Annotated in this window: 9 protein-coding genes; 5 read left to right on the top strand and 4 right to left on the bottom strand. The window is 71.8% G+C overall.

The features are described 5' to 3' along the window. Window positions 1-169 precede the first annotated feature (169 nt). Together DEI95_RS14030 and DEI95_RS14025 are read right to left on the bottom strand one after the other, a co-directional pair. The gene (locus tag DEI95_RS14030; RefSeq protein ID WP_110824511.1) at window positions 170-1,066 is read right to left on the bottom strand and encodes an ABC transporter permease; all 897 of its coding nucleotides are present in this window, start codon (window positions 1,064-1,066) and stop codon (window positions 170-172) included. A gap of 72 nt (window positions 1,067-1,138) precedes the next feature. Continuing rightward, a complete protein-coding gene (locus DEI95_RS14025) occupies window positions 1,139-3,706 on the bottom strand; it encodes a glycosyltransferase (protein ID WP_111060627.1) in 2,568 nt (855 codons plus the stop codon). Between the two features lie 147 nt (window positions 3,707-3,853). Between DEI95_RS14025 and DEI95_RS14020 the strand changes: the two genes are divergently transcribed. The 4 genes from DEI95_RS14020 to DEI95_RS14005 all read left to right on the top strand — a co-directional run bounded on the left by DEI95_RS14020 (window position 3,854) and on the right by DEI95_RS14005 (window position 9,608). Continuing rightward, window positions 3,854-4,909: a glycosyltransferase family 2 protein gene (locus DEI95_RS14020; protein WP_181436350.1), complete on the top strand. Its 1,056-nt coding sequence runs from the start codon at window positions 3,854-3,856 to the stop codon at window positions 4,907-4,909. A gap of 262 nt (window positions 4,910-5,171) precedes the next feature. Next, the gene (locus DEI95_RS14015) at window positions 5,172-7,250 is read left to right on the top strand and encodes a hypothetical protein (RefSeq protein WP_110824508.1); all 2,079 of its coding nucleotides are present in this window, start codon (window positions 5,172-5,174) and stop codon (window positions 7,248-7,250) included. A gap of 149 nt (window positions 7,251-7,399) precedes the next feature. Beyond that, on the top strand, window positions 7,400-8,812 hold the full coding sequence (locus DEI95_RS14010; protein ID WP_146232871.1) for a glycosyltransferase family 87 protein: 1,413 nt from the start codon (window positions 7,400-7,402) through the stop codon (window positions 8,810-8,812). Window positions 8,813-8,843: 31 nt separating this feature from the next. After that, a complete protein-coding gene (locus DEI95_RS14005; protein ID WP_110824506.1) occupies window positions 8,844-9,608 on the top strand; it encodes a polyprenol monophosphomannose synthase in 765 nt (254 codons plus the stop codon). A gap of 30 nt (window positions 9,609-9,638) precedes the next feature. On the opposite strand, the gene DEI95_RS14000 is transcribed toward DEI95_RS14005, so the two are convergent. After that, window positions 9,639-10,940, bottom strand: coding sequence for a hypothetical protein (locus tag DEI95_RS14000; RefSeq protein WP_111060625.1), 1,302 nt, complete (start codon window positions 10,938-10,940; stop codon window positions 9,639-9,641). Between the two features lie 93 nt (window positions 10,941-11,033). Between DEI95_RS14000 and DEI95_RS13995 the strand changes: the two genes are divergently transcribed. Further along, window positions 11,034-12,485 (top strand): hypothetical protein, encoded by a 1,452-nt coding sequence (locus tag DEI95_RS13995; RefSeq protein ID WP_111060624.1) that lies wholly within the window; start codon window positions 11,034-11,036, stop codon window positions 12,483-12,485. A gap of 179 nt (window positions 12,486-12,664) precedes the next feature. Here DEI95_RS13995 and DEI95_RS13990 read toward each other — a convergent pair whose 3' ends face one another. Beyond that, on the bottom strand, window positions 12,665-14,044 hold the full coding sequence (locus DEI95_RS13990) for an O-antigen ligase (protein ID WP_111060623.1): 1,380 nt from the start codon (window positions 14,042-14,044) through the stop codon (window positions 12,665-12,667). Window positions 14,045-14,060 lie beyond the last annotated feature (16 nt).

The following is a 14,060-nucleotide window of genomic DNA, read 5'->3' as shown; positions in this document are numbered from 1 at the left end:
CTCGCTGTGTCGGCGGCCGGCGCGACCGAGCGTGACCACGCGCTCCTTGAGGGAGTTGTCCTTGCGGATGGTGAAGCGCTTGGAGACGTTCCGCACCGTGACGACGGCGGGGGCGTCGGAGAACGGCGAGGTCGTGGCCTGCGTCAGGTCGTTGTCGATGCTCATCGGATCAGATCTCCTGGGCGAAGTTGCCCTGCAGCTTGGCGAACACGCGCTGGCAGGCGACGAGGGCGACGAGACCGACGACGCCCGCGACGGCCAGGCGGAGGAGCAGGTCGGACGGGTACTGCGAGTCGTTGCCCGCCGTCCAGAACGCCCGGTGGATCCCGAGGACCGCGAGCGTGATCGGGTTCGCCGTGTACAGGTTGAGCAGCCAGGTGTTCGCCGCGTTCGACACCATCTGCCAGCTGTAGACGATGGGCGAGCCCCACATGAGCAGCAGGACCAGGACCTCGACGAGGTACTGCATGTCGCGCAGGTACACGTTCGCGGCTGCGAGCAGGAGCGCGAGCGCCGTCGCCCAGATGAGGATGACGAGCGTCGCCGGGAAGAAGTAGAGCAGGTCGGGTCGCACCCAGTCGAAGCCGCTCTGCAGGACCGCTGCGGCGAGGAGCACGACGAGCTGGACGCCGAAGTTGAACAGCGCGGCACCGACACTGGCCAGGGGGTAGATCTCCCGTGGCAGGTAGACCTTCTTGATGAGCCCGCCGTTCGACACGATGGACGCCGTCCCGGAGGCCACGATCTCGCTGAACAGCCCGTAGAGCGTCAGACCGGAGAACACGTAGATGGCGAACTCCGGGATGTTCCGCGACGCGCCGAGGATCTGGCCGAGTACGAAGTAGTAGATCGCCAGCTGCACGAGCGGACGGATCAGCGTCCACGCGAATCCGAGCGCACTGTCCTTGTACCGGGACTTCAGGTCGCGCCGGATGAGCAGGTCGAGCAGCTGCCGGTGGGCGAACACCTCGCGGATCGACCCGAGCACCGCGGTCGCAGGACGACCGGCGGGGGCCATGCGCTCCTGACGGAGACGCTCGAACCGCTCGCTGACGATGTTGCTCATGGGTTCCTCACGTAGGTGCGCTGGGGCGACGGACAACTGTACATCGGCCTCCGGGCGGGGCCGCTGCGACGGTCAGCGCCCGTTCTTGCTCTCGCGCATGATGCGCACACGGTTCTGGACCTTGTCCCGGAGACCGGACACGCCGTTCTGGCGGAGGTACCAGGTCGCGAGTCGGACGTCGCGGACGACGCCGTGGCGGCTGTTCGCGATCTCGTGGAACTGCATCTCGCGCTGACGGGCCGGGCTGAGCGCGACGCGCGGACGGCTGCCCGCCGTGACCGATCCCGCCGGCACGGCGGCGTCGTGCGCGCGGTCCGCGGCGACCTGCGGGTCCTTGCAGAACTCGACGAGGGGAGCGAGCGCACGCTCCCACGTGAAGTCGTCGCGGACGCGGCTGACGGCAGCCCGGGCGGCGGCGGCGGCCTCCGGGTCGTACAGCATCGACTCGAGCGCGGCGGCGAGGGCGTCGACGTCGCGTTCCTTCACGGCGACACCCATGCCCTCGGCCGCGACGAGGTCGCCGAAGCTGTCGCCGTCGGTCGTGACGATCGGCAGGTTCGCCCACATGTAGTCGAGGATGCGGGTGCGGAACGAGAAGGTCGTCTCGATGTGCGCGAAGTGCGTGCTGACACCCGCGTCGGCCTCGAGCAGGTAGTTCTGGCGGTCGTCCAGCGCCACCCACTGCTCGTTGAAGAAGACGTGCTTGCCGGTCAGTCCGAGCTGGTCGCTGATGCGGCGCGTCTCGGCGACGATCGCCATCTCGGGCACGTCCGGGTTCGGGTGTGCGACACCGAGGAAGAACAGGCGGATGTCGTCGTGGCGTTCGGCGACCTGGGCGACCGCGCGGACGAGCGACGGGGTGTCGAACCAGTTGTAGATGCCACCGCCCCAGATGACGACCTTGTCGTCCTCGCCGATGCCGGGCGTGACGCCACGGATCGCCTTGCGCTCGTGCTGCGGCGGCCGGGAGTCCATGCCGAACGGCGCGATCGCGATGAGCTTGTTGAGGTTGTCGTCCGCCAGGTAGTTGTCCGGGTTGACGCGACCGACGGCGGCGAGCTGCCCGAGCCAGAACAGGCGCTGCCGTTCCGAGGCACACAGGAAGAAGTCACCGCGCTCGAGCTGCGCGTTGATGACCTCGGTGGTGCTCGTCACCTGGTTGCGCCAGCCGACGTCACCGTTGTCCCGGGCCTGCTCGAGCTGCTCGAGGTGCATCGGGTCGTAGAGGTCGACGACCATGATCTTGTTCGACTTCTGCAGGGTCGTGAAGTGGTGCAGCGCGTAGCCCTGGAAGAAGATGACGTCCGCCCACTCCTCGTGCTCGCGCATCGCGCGCTCGTGCTGGAGCGGCACGCGCGTCACCTCGAAGGCGTCGGACTTCCGGTTGGCGACGTTCCAGGTGACCAGGCGCACGTCGTTGTCCGAGGACAGGGCCTCCGCGATCTTCCACGCCCGCATGCCCGGGCCCGCCATCTTCTCGCCGAGGGCGTCCCCGGTGATGACGAGGACCTTCGTGCGGTGCATCGGCGCCTCGATGTCGAAGGCCTCGAGGATCGCGCGGTAGCCCTCCAGGAAGTAGCCGTCCTCGAAGAGCGGCTTGAAGGCGTCGCCGAACAGGCGGAAGACGTCCTTGTCGCTCCGGACGCGCTGCGACTGGATCCGACGACGCTCCTCGGACAGGCGGGGGAGGTCCGCCACGAACTGGTCGAGCGCGAAGAACCCGGCGACGGTCTCCTTCGAGATCGGCGTCAGCGCGTCGAACTCGTCGGGCGCGCTGGTGAAGCGTCGGATGTCGAACTCCTCGGAGTCCCGACCGCTCTTCGCGACCGCGCGGCGGGCGAGGAGGGCGAGGGCGGCGGGGAGGAAGACGCCGAGGTTCTCGTCCGACAGGTTCTTGTAGAGCAGGTGCAGGGCGTTCCGCTCGAGCAGGTACATCTCGCGGTGGTCGCCGAACGACTTCATCGAGCCGTGGTGCTTGTGGAACACCACCGAGCGCGGCGCGAACCGTACCCGGTAGCCGAGCAGGTTGAGGCGCCAGCCGAGGTCCACGTCGTCGTAGAACATGAACAGGCCCTCGTCGAACCCGCCGACCTCGAGGAACACGTCACGACGGACGAACAGCGCGGACCCGGTGCCGAAGAGCAGGTCCTGGGGCTCGTCGAAGCGGCCGTCGTCGAGCTCGGCGATGTGGTTCTTGTAGCCCATCCCGAACCAGCTGAGCCCGGACTCGACGAAGTCGATCGTCCGGCCCTCCCAGTCGAGGACCTTGCTCGCGACGGCGGCGACGCGGGGGCTCGGCGCGAACCCGGCGATGCCCTCCTTGACCCAGTCGACGTGCGGCTTCGCGTCGTTGTTGAGGAACGCGACCACGTCCCCGGTGGACTCGCGGGCACCGAGGTTGCTCCCGCCGGTGAAGCCGAGGTTCTCCGCCGAGACGATGATCCGGACGTTCGCCTGGTCGCCGAGTGCGGCACGGAGCCGTGCTTCGCTGTCGTCGCCGGAGCCGTTCTCGACGACGACGATCTCGAGACGGTCCGCCGGCCAGTCGACCTCGCTCAGTCGGGCGATGCACTCGAGCGTGTCGTCCGTGCCGCGGAAGTTGATGACGACGACGGACACGCGGGGCGCGGAAGAGGACATGGGTGGACTCCGTACGTCGACTGGCAGCGGAGCGCGGAGGGCGCGCCGCGGGTGCCCCGGAAGGCGGCACCACTATACCGAGAAGTCCACGGGCCTCCCGGGGTGCGCCGTGCTCGCCCGCGCCCGTGCGCCTGGGAGACTGTCGGCGTGGACGTCTCCGTGGTCATCGTCGACTGGCACCAGCCCGTCCTCACCCGCCGGGCCGTCGAGTCCGTGCTCTCGCAGCGTGTCGACGCCTCGGTCGAGGTCGTCCTCGTCGTGAACGAGGCCGACGAGGCGACCGTGCGGGACTACCGCGCGGACTTCCCGTCGCTCGTGGTCGTCCCGGAGCCGACGAACGCCGGGTTCGCCGGCGGGGTGGCGCGGGGCATGGCGGCGTCGACGGGGGCGGTGGTCGTGCTGGTCAACAACGACGCCGTCGCGGACCACGGGTTCCTGGACCGTGGGCTGGCCGCGCTGGCGGCCGGCGGAGCCGGGACCGCTGCGGTCGCCGCGACGGCGGTGCTCGAGGGGCGGTTCGTCGCGGTCGACGGCCGTGCACCGCGCTCGGACGACGACCTCGTCGCCGCCGACGGTAGCCGGTGGCGGCGGACCGCGACCGGTGGCGTGACCCTGGTGAACGGGACCGGGGTCGTGCTCGACCGCAACGGCAACGGCCGCGACCGGGACTGGCTCCGACCGGTCGACGACGCCCCCGAGCACGCGCCGCTCTTCGGCTTCTCCGGCGGTGCCGCGTTCCTCCGGCGGCAGGCCGTCGAGGCGGTCGGCGGCTTCGACGAGTCCCTCTTCATGTACTACGAGGACCTCGACCTCGCCTGGCGGCTGCGGCTGGCCGGCCACCGGATCGGCTCCGCCCCGGACGCCGTCGTCGTCCACCGGCACGCGGCGAGCTCGGGGAGCGACTCGCCCCTCGTCCGCTACCAGAGCATGCGGAACCGGCTGCTGGTCACCGCCCGCAACGCGACGGCCGGCATGCTCACCCGGGTCGTCGCGCGCACCGTCGTCCGCATGCTGGAGGACCTCCTCCGACCGGGTCGGGCACAGCTCACCCCGGCCGCGTGGGCACGGCTCGTCCGGGAGGCACCTGCCGCGCTCCGGCGGGCGCGCCGCCTCCGCCGGTCGGACAGGACGGGCCCGGCGGCACGCCGCGCCGTCGAGGCGTCGCTCGAGGGCGCTGCGCGCCGTGACACCTCGGCCGCCTGAGCCTCCCTTCAGGCGACGGCGGCGACGACGGCGGGAAGCCCGGGACCACCGGGCGCACGCGGCGGTGCGGGCTGAGCCGAGCCTCCCGGACAGGGTGGACCATGGCCCTCCGTTCGGGGGTCATGCTGGGGGCTGTGTGATCGCTGTGGCGCAGGTACGCTGCTGTGGCGCGTGTGTTCCGCCGCCATCAGGGGTCGACGGACACGTCTCCCGAACCGCGTGCCGGACCCACCCCGTCGCCGCCCCCGGAAAGGCCTCCGACGTGAAGAAGCTCGTCGCCATCGCCGCCAGTGTGCTCGCCGTCGCGAGCGTCCTGGTCGGCTTCCAGATCGCGGGTCCGTCCGCGCACCAGGAACCCGCCAGCGCCCTGAGTGGCTCGTCGTTCCAGGCCGGGAACATCATCTCGGACGCCAACTTCTACAACGGCACGTCGATGACCGTCGACCAGGTGCAGTCGTTCCTGAACGCGCAGGTGTCGTCCTGCACGAACAGCGGGTGTCTCCGCAACGGCCGGTACTCGATGAACAGCCGCTCGGCCGACGCCATGTGCGGCGCGGTGACCGGCGGCTCGTCGCTGTCGACCGCGCAGATCCTGACGCGCGTGGGCGCGGCCTGCGGCATCAGCCCGAAGGTCATGCTCGTCACCCTGCAGAAGGAACAGGGGCTCGTCACCTCCCGCGGCCCGTCGGCCGCCGTGCTCGAGCGGGCGATGGGCTACGCGTGCCCCGACAACGTCGGCGGCCACTGCGACCCCGCCTACGCGGGCGTCGGCAACCAGATCTACTGGTCGGCCTGGCAGTGGAAGCGGTACGGCAACCCCCCGGGCACGAGCAACTACTTCACCTGGTTCAACCCGGGCGGCACCCGCGCGATCCAGTACAACGTCCCGACCTCGTGCGGCACGAAGTCGGTCGCGGTGCAGAACAAGGCCACCGCTGCGCTGTACTACTACACGCCGTACACCCCGAACACGGCAGCGTTGAACAACCTCTACGGCACGGGTGACGGCTGCTCCGCCTACGGCAACCGCAACTTCTGGCGGATGTACACGGACTGGTTCGGGTCGACCACCGGCTCGCCCACGACCGCGAAGGGCAACCTGGACGGCGTCACCGCGTCCTGGAACACGGTCACCGTCAACGGCTGGGCCCTCGACACCACCACGAAGTCGAGCACGAAGGTCGTCGTCGCCGTCGGGTCGGCGAACCGCACCATCACGGCGAACACGACGCGGTCGGACATCGCCGCCGCCTACGGCCTCGGGGCAGCCCACGGCTTCACCGCGACGATCGACGCGCCGCCCGGATCGCAGCAGGTCTGCGTCACGGCGAAGTCCGCCGACGGGAAGACCGGGACGTCCCTCGGGTGCAAGACGGTCACCGTGAAGGACGGGTCGCCCACCGGGTCGCTCGACTCCGTCGTGGCGAACAAGGGCAGCACCGTGACGCTGACCGGCTGGGCCGTCGACCCGGAGGCGAAGGGCGCCATCGGCGTCCGCGTGTACCGCGACGGCGGGTACGTCACCCGCGTCAGCGCCGACGTGCTCCGGTCCGACGTCGCCGCCGCCTACCCCGCCCTCGGCGGACGGCACGGGTTCGTCGTCACGGTCCCGACCACGGTCGGTGCGCACAGCTACTGCGTCACCGGGGTCAACGTGAAGGCCGGCGAGGACCGTCGCGTGGGCTCGTGCAAGAGCGTCACCTCGCCGGGCAGCACGCCGATCGGCAAGATCACGAGCCTGCCCACCACGTCGAGCTCGATCCGGGTCGCCGGCTGGGCGCTCGACGGCGACACCACCGACCCGATCACCGTGCGCGTCTTCATCGACGGCGTGGGGCACGGCATCCGCGCCGACCGCACCCGTCAGGATGTGGGGAAGACCTACCCGGCATGGGGCACCTCCCACGGGTTCTCCGGCACCTGGAAGGCGGCCATCGGCACGCACGAGGTGTGCGTGACGGCGAACGGCGTCGGTGCCGGGCCGGCCAAGGCGTCGATCGGCTGCAAGCAGGTCACCGTCCGCAACACGCTGCCGGTCGGCAGCCTCGACACCGTGACGGCTGCGACCGGTTCCGTGACGGCCGCCGGCTGGGCGCTCGACCCGGACACGAAGGCGACCCCGGTCTCGGTGGACGTCTACGTGGACGGTGTCGGCAAGCGCGTGCTCGCCCGGGCCACGCGGTACGACGTCGACAGCGCGTACCCGGGTGCGGGGGCCCAACACGGGTGGTCCGTGAAGCTGACGGCGAAGAAGGGGTCGCGGTCGGTGTGCGCGTACGCCATCGACTCGCAGGGCGGCCCGAACGCCACGCTCGGTTGCCGGACGGTCACCGTCCGCTGACCCCGGCGCTCCCGCTCGACGAGGCCCCGGTCCCGGTGTGGACCGGGGCCTCGTGCCGTCCCGCGGACCGGCTCCCGCCCGCCGGCCGCCGGGGAGACACCCTGGAGGTCCTTCCGGGTCCCGTGCCGACGCTGTGAGAGGATCATCCGGTGCTCGAGACAAGACCGCCGACAGGGGACTCGGCGGACACCGCCCGAGGGGTGGCCACCGCCAGGGGAACGGACGACCCCGCGGGGCTCCGTCACCGGCTGATCGCGATCGGCGTGCCGCTCGTGCTCTGGGTGGTCGTGAGCGTAGCGGGCTGGTTCCGCCTGACGGCGCAGGTGCGCAACACGGTCTGGGCCGAGGACGGCAAGGTCTTCCTCGAGGAACAGTTCGACATGGGCGTCCTCGGAGCGCTGTTCCACGACTACGCCGGGTACCTGCACGTCGTGCCGCGGCTGCTCGTCGCGGTGGCCTCGCACGCCGCGCCGATCGACCGGTTCGCCGTCACGGTCTCCGTCCTCTGCGTGCTCGTGACGGGAGCCGTCGGTGCCGCCGTGTACGTCCTCACAGCCGGCGTGCTCGACTCGGTGGTGGCGCGGGTCCTGCTCGCGTTCGTGCCGGCGCTCGTGCCGCTCGGCCCCATGGAGATCCAGGCCAACGTCGCGAACCTGCACTGGTTCCTGATGTTCCTCGTCCCGTTCGCCCTCCTCACCCCGGTCCGGTCGTGGACGAAGGGGATCCTGCTCGGCGTCGCGACGTTGCTCGCCGGGCTCACCGAGATCCAGGTCGTCGCCTTCTTCCCGCTGTTCCTGCTCGGCATCCGGAACCGACACCGGTGGCCGGTCATCGCCGGCACCGTGGTCGGCGGGGCGGCGCAGGTCGTCACCACCCTGATGCACCCCCGCGCACCCGCGAGCGTCCCGCACGACACGGTCGCCGACATGGCGCTCGGGTACGTGGTCCAACCGGTCGCCGGCTCCGTCACCTGGAGCATGCCGACCGTCGGGCGCCTCATCGCGGAGCACGGCCTCGGCATCGTCCTCGTGCCCTTCACCGTGGCGCTGCTGGTCGTCCTCGCCGGGCTGTGGTCCGGCGTCGCCCGCCAGCGCTGGGTGCTGGCGTCCATGCTCTGGGGCTCCGCGGTCGTCTGGTTCGGGGCCGTCTGGTTCAACCCGAACGAGATGCTCGCGTTCGCCCACTTCGACGACGAGAAGTGGCTGGGCGTGTGGACGTTCCGCTACAGCGCGGCCGCGTCGATCTACGTCATCGCCGCCTTCGCCGTCGTCGTCGACGTGGCGCTCCGGCGTGCCCGGACGGCCCGGTCGCGGGGCGGACGTGTGGTCGCGGCGGTCGCCGCGGCACTCGTGGCGCTCGCGATCGTCACGACGTTCGTCACCAACTACCAGATGGACAAGGCGAACCGCCAGGGCGGACCGTTCTGGGACCAGCAGGTGGACTCGTCCGAGTCGGCCTGTACCCGGGAGCCCACCGGGAACGCGACGGTGGAGATCGCACCGGGGCCGCAGTGGGCGACCACCGTGCCCTGCACCTTGATCGACCGGAACGGCTCGCGCTGACCGGTGCACGACCGCAGAACTTGAGAGAGACATGACCAACAGCACCGACCTCCGGACCCTCGTGATCGTCCCGACGTACAACGAGGCCGAGAACATCGACGACATCGCGCGACGCATCCTCGAGACGGTCCCGACCGCGCACCTGCTCGTCGTGGACGACGGCAGTCCGGACGGCACCGGCGACCTGGTCGAGGCCCTGGCCGCGACGGACGAGCGGGTGCACCTGCTGCGCCGCACCGGCAAGCTCGGCCTCGGCACCGCGTACGTCGCCGGCTTCCGCTGGGGCCTCGAACACGGTTTCGACCTGCTCACCGAGATGGACGCGGACGGCTCGCACCCCGCGGACCGGCTCCCCGCACTCATCAGCGCCGTGGCGGACGCCGACCCGTCCGAGGACGTCGTCCTGGCGATCGGGTCGCGGTGGATGCGTGGCGGGTCGGTGGTCGACTGGCCGAAGCGCCGCGAGTTCCTCAGCCGCGGGGCGAACACGTACGCCCGGCTCATGCTCGGTCTCGACGTGCACGACATCACGGCGGGCTTCCGCGTCTACCGGGCGGACGCGATCGCGCGCATGGACCTCGGGTCGATCGACTCGAAGGGGTACTGCTTCCAGATCGACATGACGCTGCGCGCGCACGACCTCGGCGGCCGCATCGTCGAGGTGCCGATCCGCTTCCGTGATCGCATCCACGGCGTGTCCAAGATGAGCAAGGACATCATCGTCGAGGCGATGGTTCGGACGACGCAGTGGGGCCTGCAGCGCCGGTTCCGGCCCGGGGCCACGCGCCGGGCGTAGCGGGCACCGGGAGGCTGCGGACGGCCCTGCTCAGAGCGGAGCCAGGCGCCGCCGCCACGACCGTCGTCGGGCGGACACGACGAGCACGGTCACGAAGAGCATCAGCCCGGCCCCGTGCAGGACGTAGCTCTCGGCCGCGCTCGTGACCCCGAGCAGCACGAGCACGGCGGCCGGCCAGACGTAGGCGACGCCCGGGAACGTCGTCGCGGTGACCCAGGAGCGTGCGAAGGCGAGCAGCGCGGCACCGACGAGCAGCAGCATGCCGGCGAGCCCGATCTGCAGCCAGGCGTCCACGACGGCGTCCAGGCCCGAGGTGAAGCGGGCGCCGACGGGGTCCACGAACGTGACGTAGGGGACGACCGGCTCGACCGGCCAGGTGCCGACCCAGCCCCAGCCCTGGATCGGGTACTGGTCGATGAACACCCGCATCTGCCGCCAGAGCTCGAGGCGCGTCGAGGTCCCGCCCGCGGCTCCGATCTCGGGGAGCAGGCGGTCGCGCGCGAGCACGACGAACACGCCCATCGCGACCACGACGGAGCCCAGGACGGTGTTCACCACCGGTCGTGTGCCGGCCCGGACGTGTCGGAGGGACCAGAGCGCGAGCGCCGTCACGGCCAGCGCGATCATCGCGAGTCCGGTGATCGGTGACTGCACGAGCATGAGCGTGATGACCGCCGTCGCGGTCGATCCGATCGCGCGCCACATCGTGACGGAGCGGGTGAGGAACTCGACGACGAACGTCACGAGGGCCACGGCGGCGATGAAGCCCATGAAGTTCCGGGTCCCGCCGATGCCCTGGATCGGGCCGCCGTAGGCGATGCCGCCACGGATGCCGAAGGCGGGGATCGGCACGTCGAGCACGAGCCCGGACAGGACCTCGAGTCCGAGGGCGACGACGAGCAGGATGCGGAACGCGTCGCCGCATGCGCGGATGACCTGGACGAGGTCGCGTCCGAGCGCCAGGTAGAGGCCGAGCCCGACGAACCCGACCGTCGCGGTGAAGCCCCGGAGTGCGACCCAGGAGTACTCGCTCCACAGGACGCTCAGGCCGCAGTACCCGACGAGGGCGAGGAGCGACAGCGGCAGCACCCCGTGCCACTCGATGCGGTAGCGCTGTCCGAGCAGGCTGAGTCCGGCCAGCACGACCAGGGTCACGAGCACAGCCCAGGTGCCGGCCGTACCGACCAGGACGCGGACCGTCGGCTCGGCGAACGCGAAGAGCACGATCGCGGTGGCGAGGGCCTGGCTGAACCGCCCACCGGCGGAGAACCCGATCCACGCGGACAGGTACCGGCGCGCGCGCACGCGTCGCGTCGTCCGGGCGTCCGTCATCCGTCCATCTTGTCGCACCCGGCTGAGGCCGACGTCCGTCATCGCGGAGCGTCGATATGACGGATCGTCCATGAACGGCTACCGTCACGCGGGATGGCTCTCTCACGCTCGGGCCCCTGGACGGCGTCGGCCGTCGTGCTGGTCGGCGTGCTCGCCGCCTGGACGGCTTGGACACGCCTCGGCGCCGTGGCGCGGGGGACCGCCTGGGCGGAGGACGGCGGGCTCTTCCTCCGCGAACGGATCGCGTTCGGTCCGGTCGACACGCTCCTGCGGCCCTACGCGGGGTACCTGCACCTCGGACCGCGGTCGGTCGTGGACGCCGCGCTCCTGTTCCCCGTCGACCGCTACGCGCTCGCCGTGTCCGCCATCTGCTGTTGTCTGGTCGGTGCCGTGTGTGCGGGTGTGTTCGTCCTCGCGCGGGACGCAGTGCCCTCCTGGCCGCTGCGCCTCGTGCTGGCCGCCGTCCCCGTGCTCCTGCCGGCCGCCCCCTGGGAGGTCTCCGGCACGGCCGCGAACCTGCACACCTTCGGCCTGTTCCTGGCACCGTGGTTGTTCGGGTACCGCGTCCGGACGTGGGTGGGAGCGGTCGCGCTGGCGGCGGTCACGGTCCTGGTCGTCGGCACCGAGGCGCAGGCGGTCCTCTTCCTGCCGCTCCTCGTGCTCTCCTGGCTGCCGTCGCCGACCGGGTCGGTCGCGCCTGCCGCCGCGGGAGGACCCGTGACCCCGGGTCGGCCCGGCTCTCCGGACCAGCTCGGTACCCCGGGGCGGCGCGGCACGTCCGGCCGCCTCCTGGCGCTGCCGGTCACCGTCGCCGCGGTGGTCACGGGGGCCGCGCAGGTCGTGACGGCGCTCACCACGGAGCGCGAGTCCGAACGGGGCGACCCGACGGCGCGGGACGTCCTCAGCGGATGGCTCCTGCAGACCGTCGGGGGACTGTGGCGAGCCGACGTCGCGTCGGTCGGTCGCGCGGTCCTGGACCGGGGGTGGTCGGTCGTGGCACTCCCCGCCGTGGGGATCGCGCTCGTCGTCGTCATCGCCGTGGTGCTCGCGGCCGTCACGCGCCGCCGTCGGGCGGCGGTGCTCGCCGCCGCCCTCGCCGTCGGGTCCGCCGCCACCTGGACCGCGGCACTCGTCGCCAACGCCTCGGCCGACGGCCACTGGTCACGGTCCGGACCCGGGTCCCTCGTCGACGCGACGCCGTCCCGTTACGCCGCCGCGGCGGGCCTGCTCCTCACCGCTGCGCTGGTCGTGGCCGCCTCGGTGCTCGTCGACGGTCACGTCCTCCGGTCACGGGTGTCGGGACGGACGGGAGGCGCGGCGCGCGTCGTCCTCGCCGCCACCGGGTGGTGCGTGGTCGCGCTCGTCGTCACGTCGTGGGTCGCGAACCTCCCGGGCGTCGCGCAACGGAGCGTCGGCCCGGCGTGGCAGCCCCAGTTCGCGGACGCCGAGGCCAGGTGCCGGGCGGACCCGGACGCGGTGCTGCGTGTCCGGGCGTTGCCCTGGGATGCCCACGTGCCCTGCGCGCTCGTCCTCCGGGACCGCTGAGGCGACTCCGGTCCGGGCGCTGCGGCGCGGCTGACCAGCTCCGTCCGCGGTGACGGCCCGGTCCGCGGTGACGGCCCGGTCCGCCGCGATCGCGGGTACCAGCGACGGGACCGGCCCCCGTCGACCGGTCCGTCCGCTGCTCAGCGCACGGTCCCCGGGTCGGCGGCACGGTCCCCGGGTCAGCGGCGTGCGGCCCACCGGAACTCGCGTCGGGCGGACGGGGTGCGGACGCCGTCGCCCACCGACACCGGCTCTTCGGTCACCAGCACGGTGCGCGCCTTGATCGCGAGGAGGGCGAACAGCACCCAGTTGCCCTGGTAGAGGAGCCGCGACTCGGCGACGGACTGGACCAGCAGGGCGACGACGACGAGCAACGGGAAGAGCGTCACCGGGTCGAACGGCCGCGGGGCCAGGTCGGGGCCGAACCCGGCGCGCGTCGCGCTCGACCAGGACCGGCTCAGGGTGGTCAGCACGTAGGCGGCGAACAGCACCAGCCCGACCAGGCCGGTCTGCATCCAGACGTCGAGGGCCGCGTCGTGTGCCTGCAGGTAGGTGACGCCGTTCCGCGGCGCGAGCTGCGCGAGCAGCGGGATGTCCGGCCACCAGTAGCCGATCCAGCCCCAGCCGACGACCGGGTGCTGCTCGACGAGCCCCCAGACCGCCTGCCAGATCGTCCCGCGCCCGGTCAGGTCGGACGACCGCCCGAGCAGCTCCGTGAGTGGGCCGCGCGCGAGCAGGACGGCACCGCCCACGACGACCGCGACGCCGACGAGTCCCGCGTACCGGGGAGCGCGGCGACCGTCCGGGACGCGGCGCATCCAGAGGGCGGCAGCGAGCACGGCGACGACCACGACGGCGGCGACGATGACCGTGGAGGACCGGGTGAGCGCGAGCACGAGCACGGCGACGACGAGCCAGCCGATCGCGCGGTTGCGGCGCATCCGACCCTCGGCGAGCTGCACCGCCACGGCGATCGCGGCGACGAGCGCCACCATCGCGAGCAGGTTCGCGTTCCCGGGCAGCCCCTGGATCCGTCCGCCGGTGAGCAACTCCGCGCGGGAGGAGTAGAACGCGTCCGGGACGTCGCGGTCGCCGTAGTCGGTCCAGATCGGTGCGATCGGGTGCCGGACCACGACGGCGACGACGGCCTCGAAGAGGAGCGACAGTCCGAGTACCCACCGGAACGCCAGGCTCGTCGCGTCCAGGATCCGGCGCCACGTCAGGGTGGAGGCGATGGCGAACGCGACGAGCGCGCACACCACCTGGGCGACGAGACTCGCGAGCGTCGCCCAGCGCCAGTGCGACCAGAGCACCGTCACGAGGCACCAGGCCAGGAAGAGCCAGAGAGCGGGCGGCACCCGGACGAACGGCGGGCGAGCACGGACGACCACGCTCACACCCCACGCCCCCTCGGCGGCCCAGACGAGTGCCGCCCCGTACCAGGTGATCGTGTTCGGGACGGCGTCGCCGGCGGACAGTGTCAGCAGGACGGTGGTCGCCAGGGCGAACGCCTCGCGCTCGGAGACGCTGCCGCGGGCGAGTGGCCAGGTGTTCGTCACGGGGGACAGGCTAGCG

It is taken from the genome of Curtobacterium sp. MCBD17_008, assembly GCF_003234475.1.
Classification (GTDB): domain Bacteria; phylum Actinomycetota; class Actinomycetes; order Actinomycetales; family Microbacteriaceae; genus Curtobacterium.
Note: the sequence above shows the minus strand (reverse complement) of the source record. Positions and strands in the feature narration are given on the sequence as shown.

Coding starts and splice junctions, on each gene's coding strand:
- DEI95_RS14005 (WP_110824506.1), top strand. CDS start 8,844: ATGACCAACAGCACCGACCTCCGGACCCTCGTGATCGTCCCGACGTAC.
- DEI95_RS14030 (WP_110824511.1), bottom strand. CDS start 1,066: ATGAGCAACATCGTCAGCGAGCGGTTCGAGCGTCTCCGTCAGGAGCGC.
- DEI95_RS14000 (WP_111060625.1), bottom strand. CDS start 10,940: ATGACGGACGCCCGGACGACGCGACGCGTGCGCGCGCGCCGGTACCTG.
- DEI95_RS13995 (WP_111060624.1), top strand. CDS start 11,034: ATGGCTCTCTCACGCTCGGGCCCCTGGACGGCGTCGGCCGTCGTGCTG.
- DEI95_RS14025 (WP_111060627.1), bottom strand. CDS start 3,706: ATGTCCTCTTCCGCGCCCCGCGTGTCCGTCGTCGTCATCAACTTCCGC.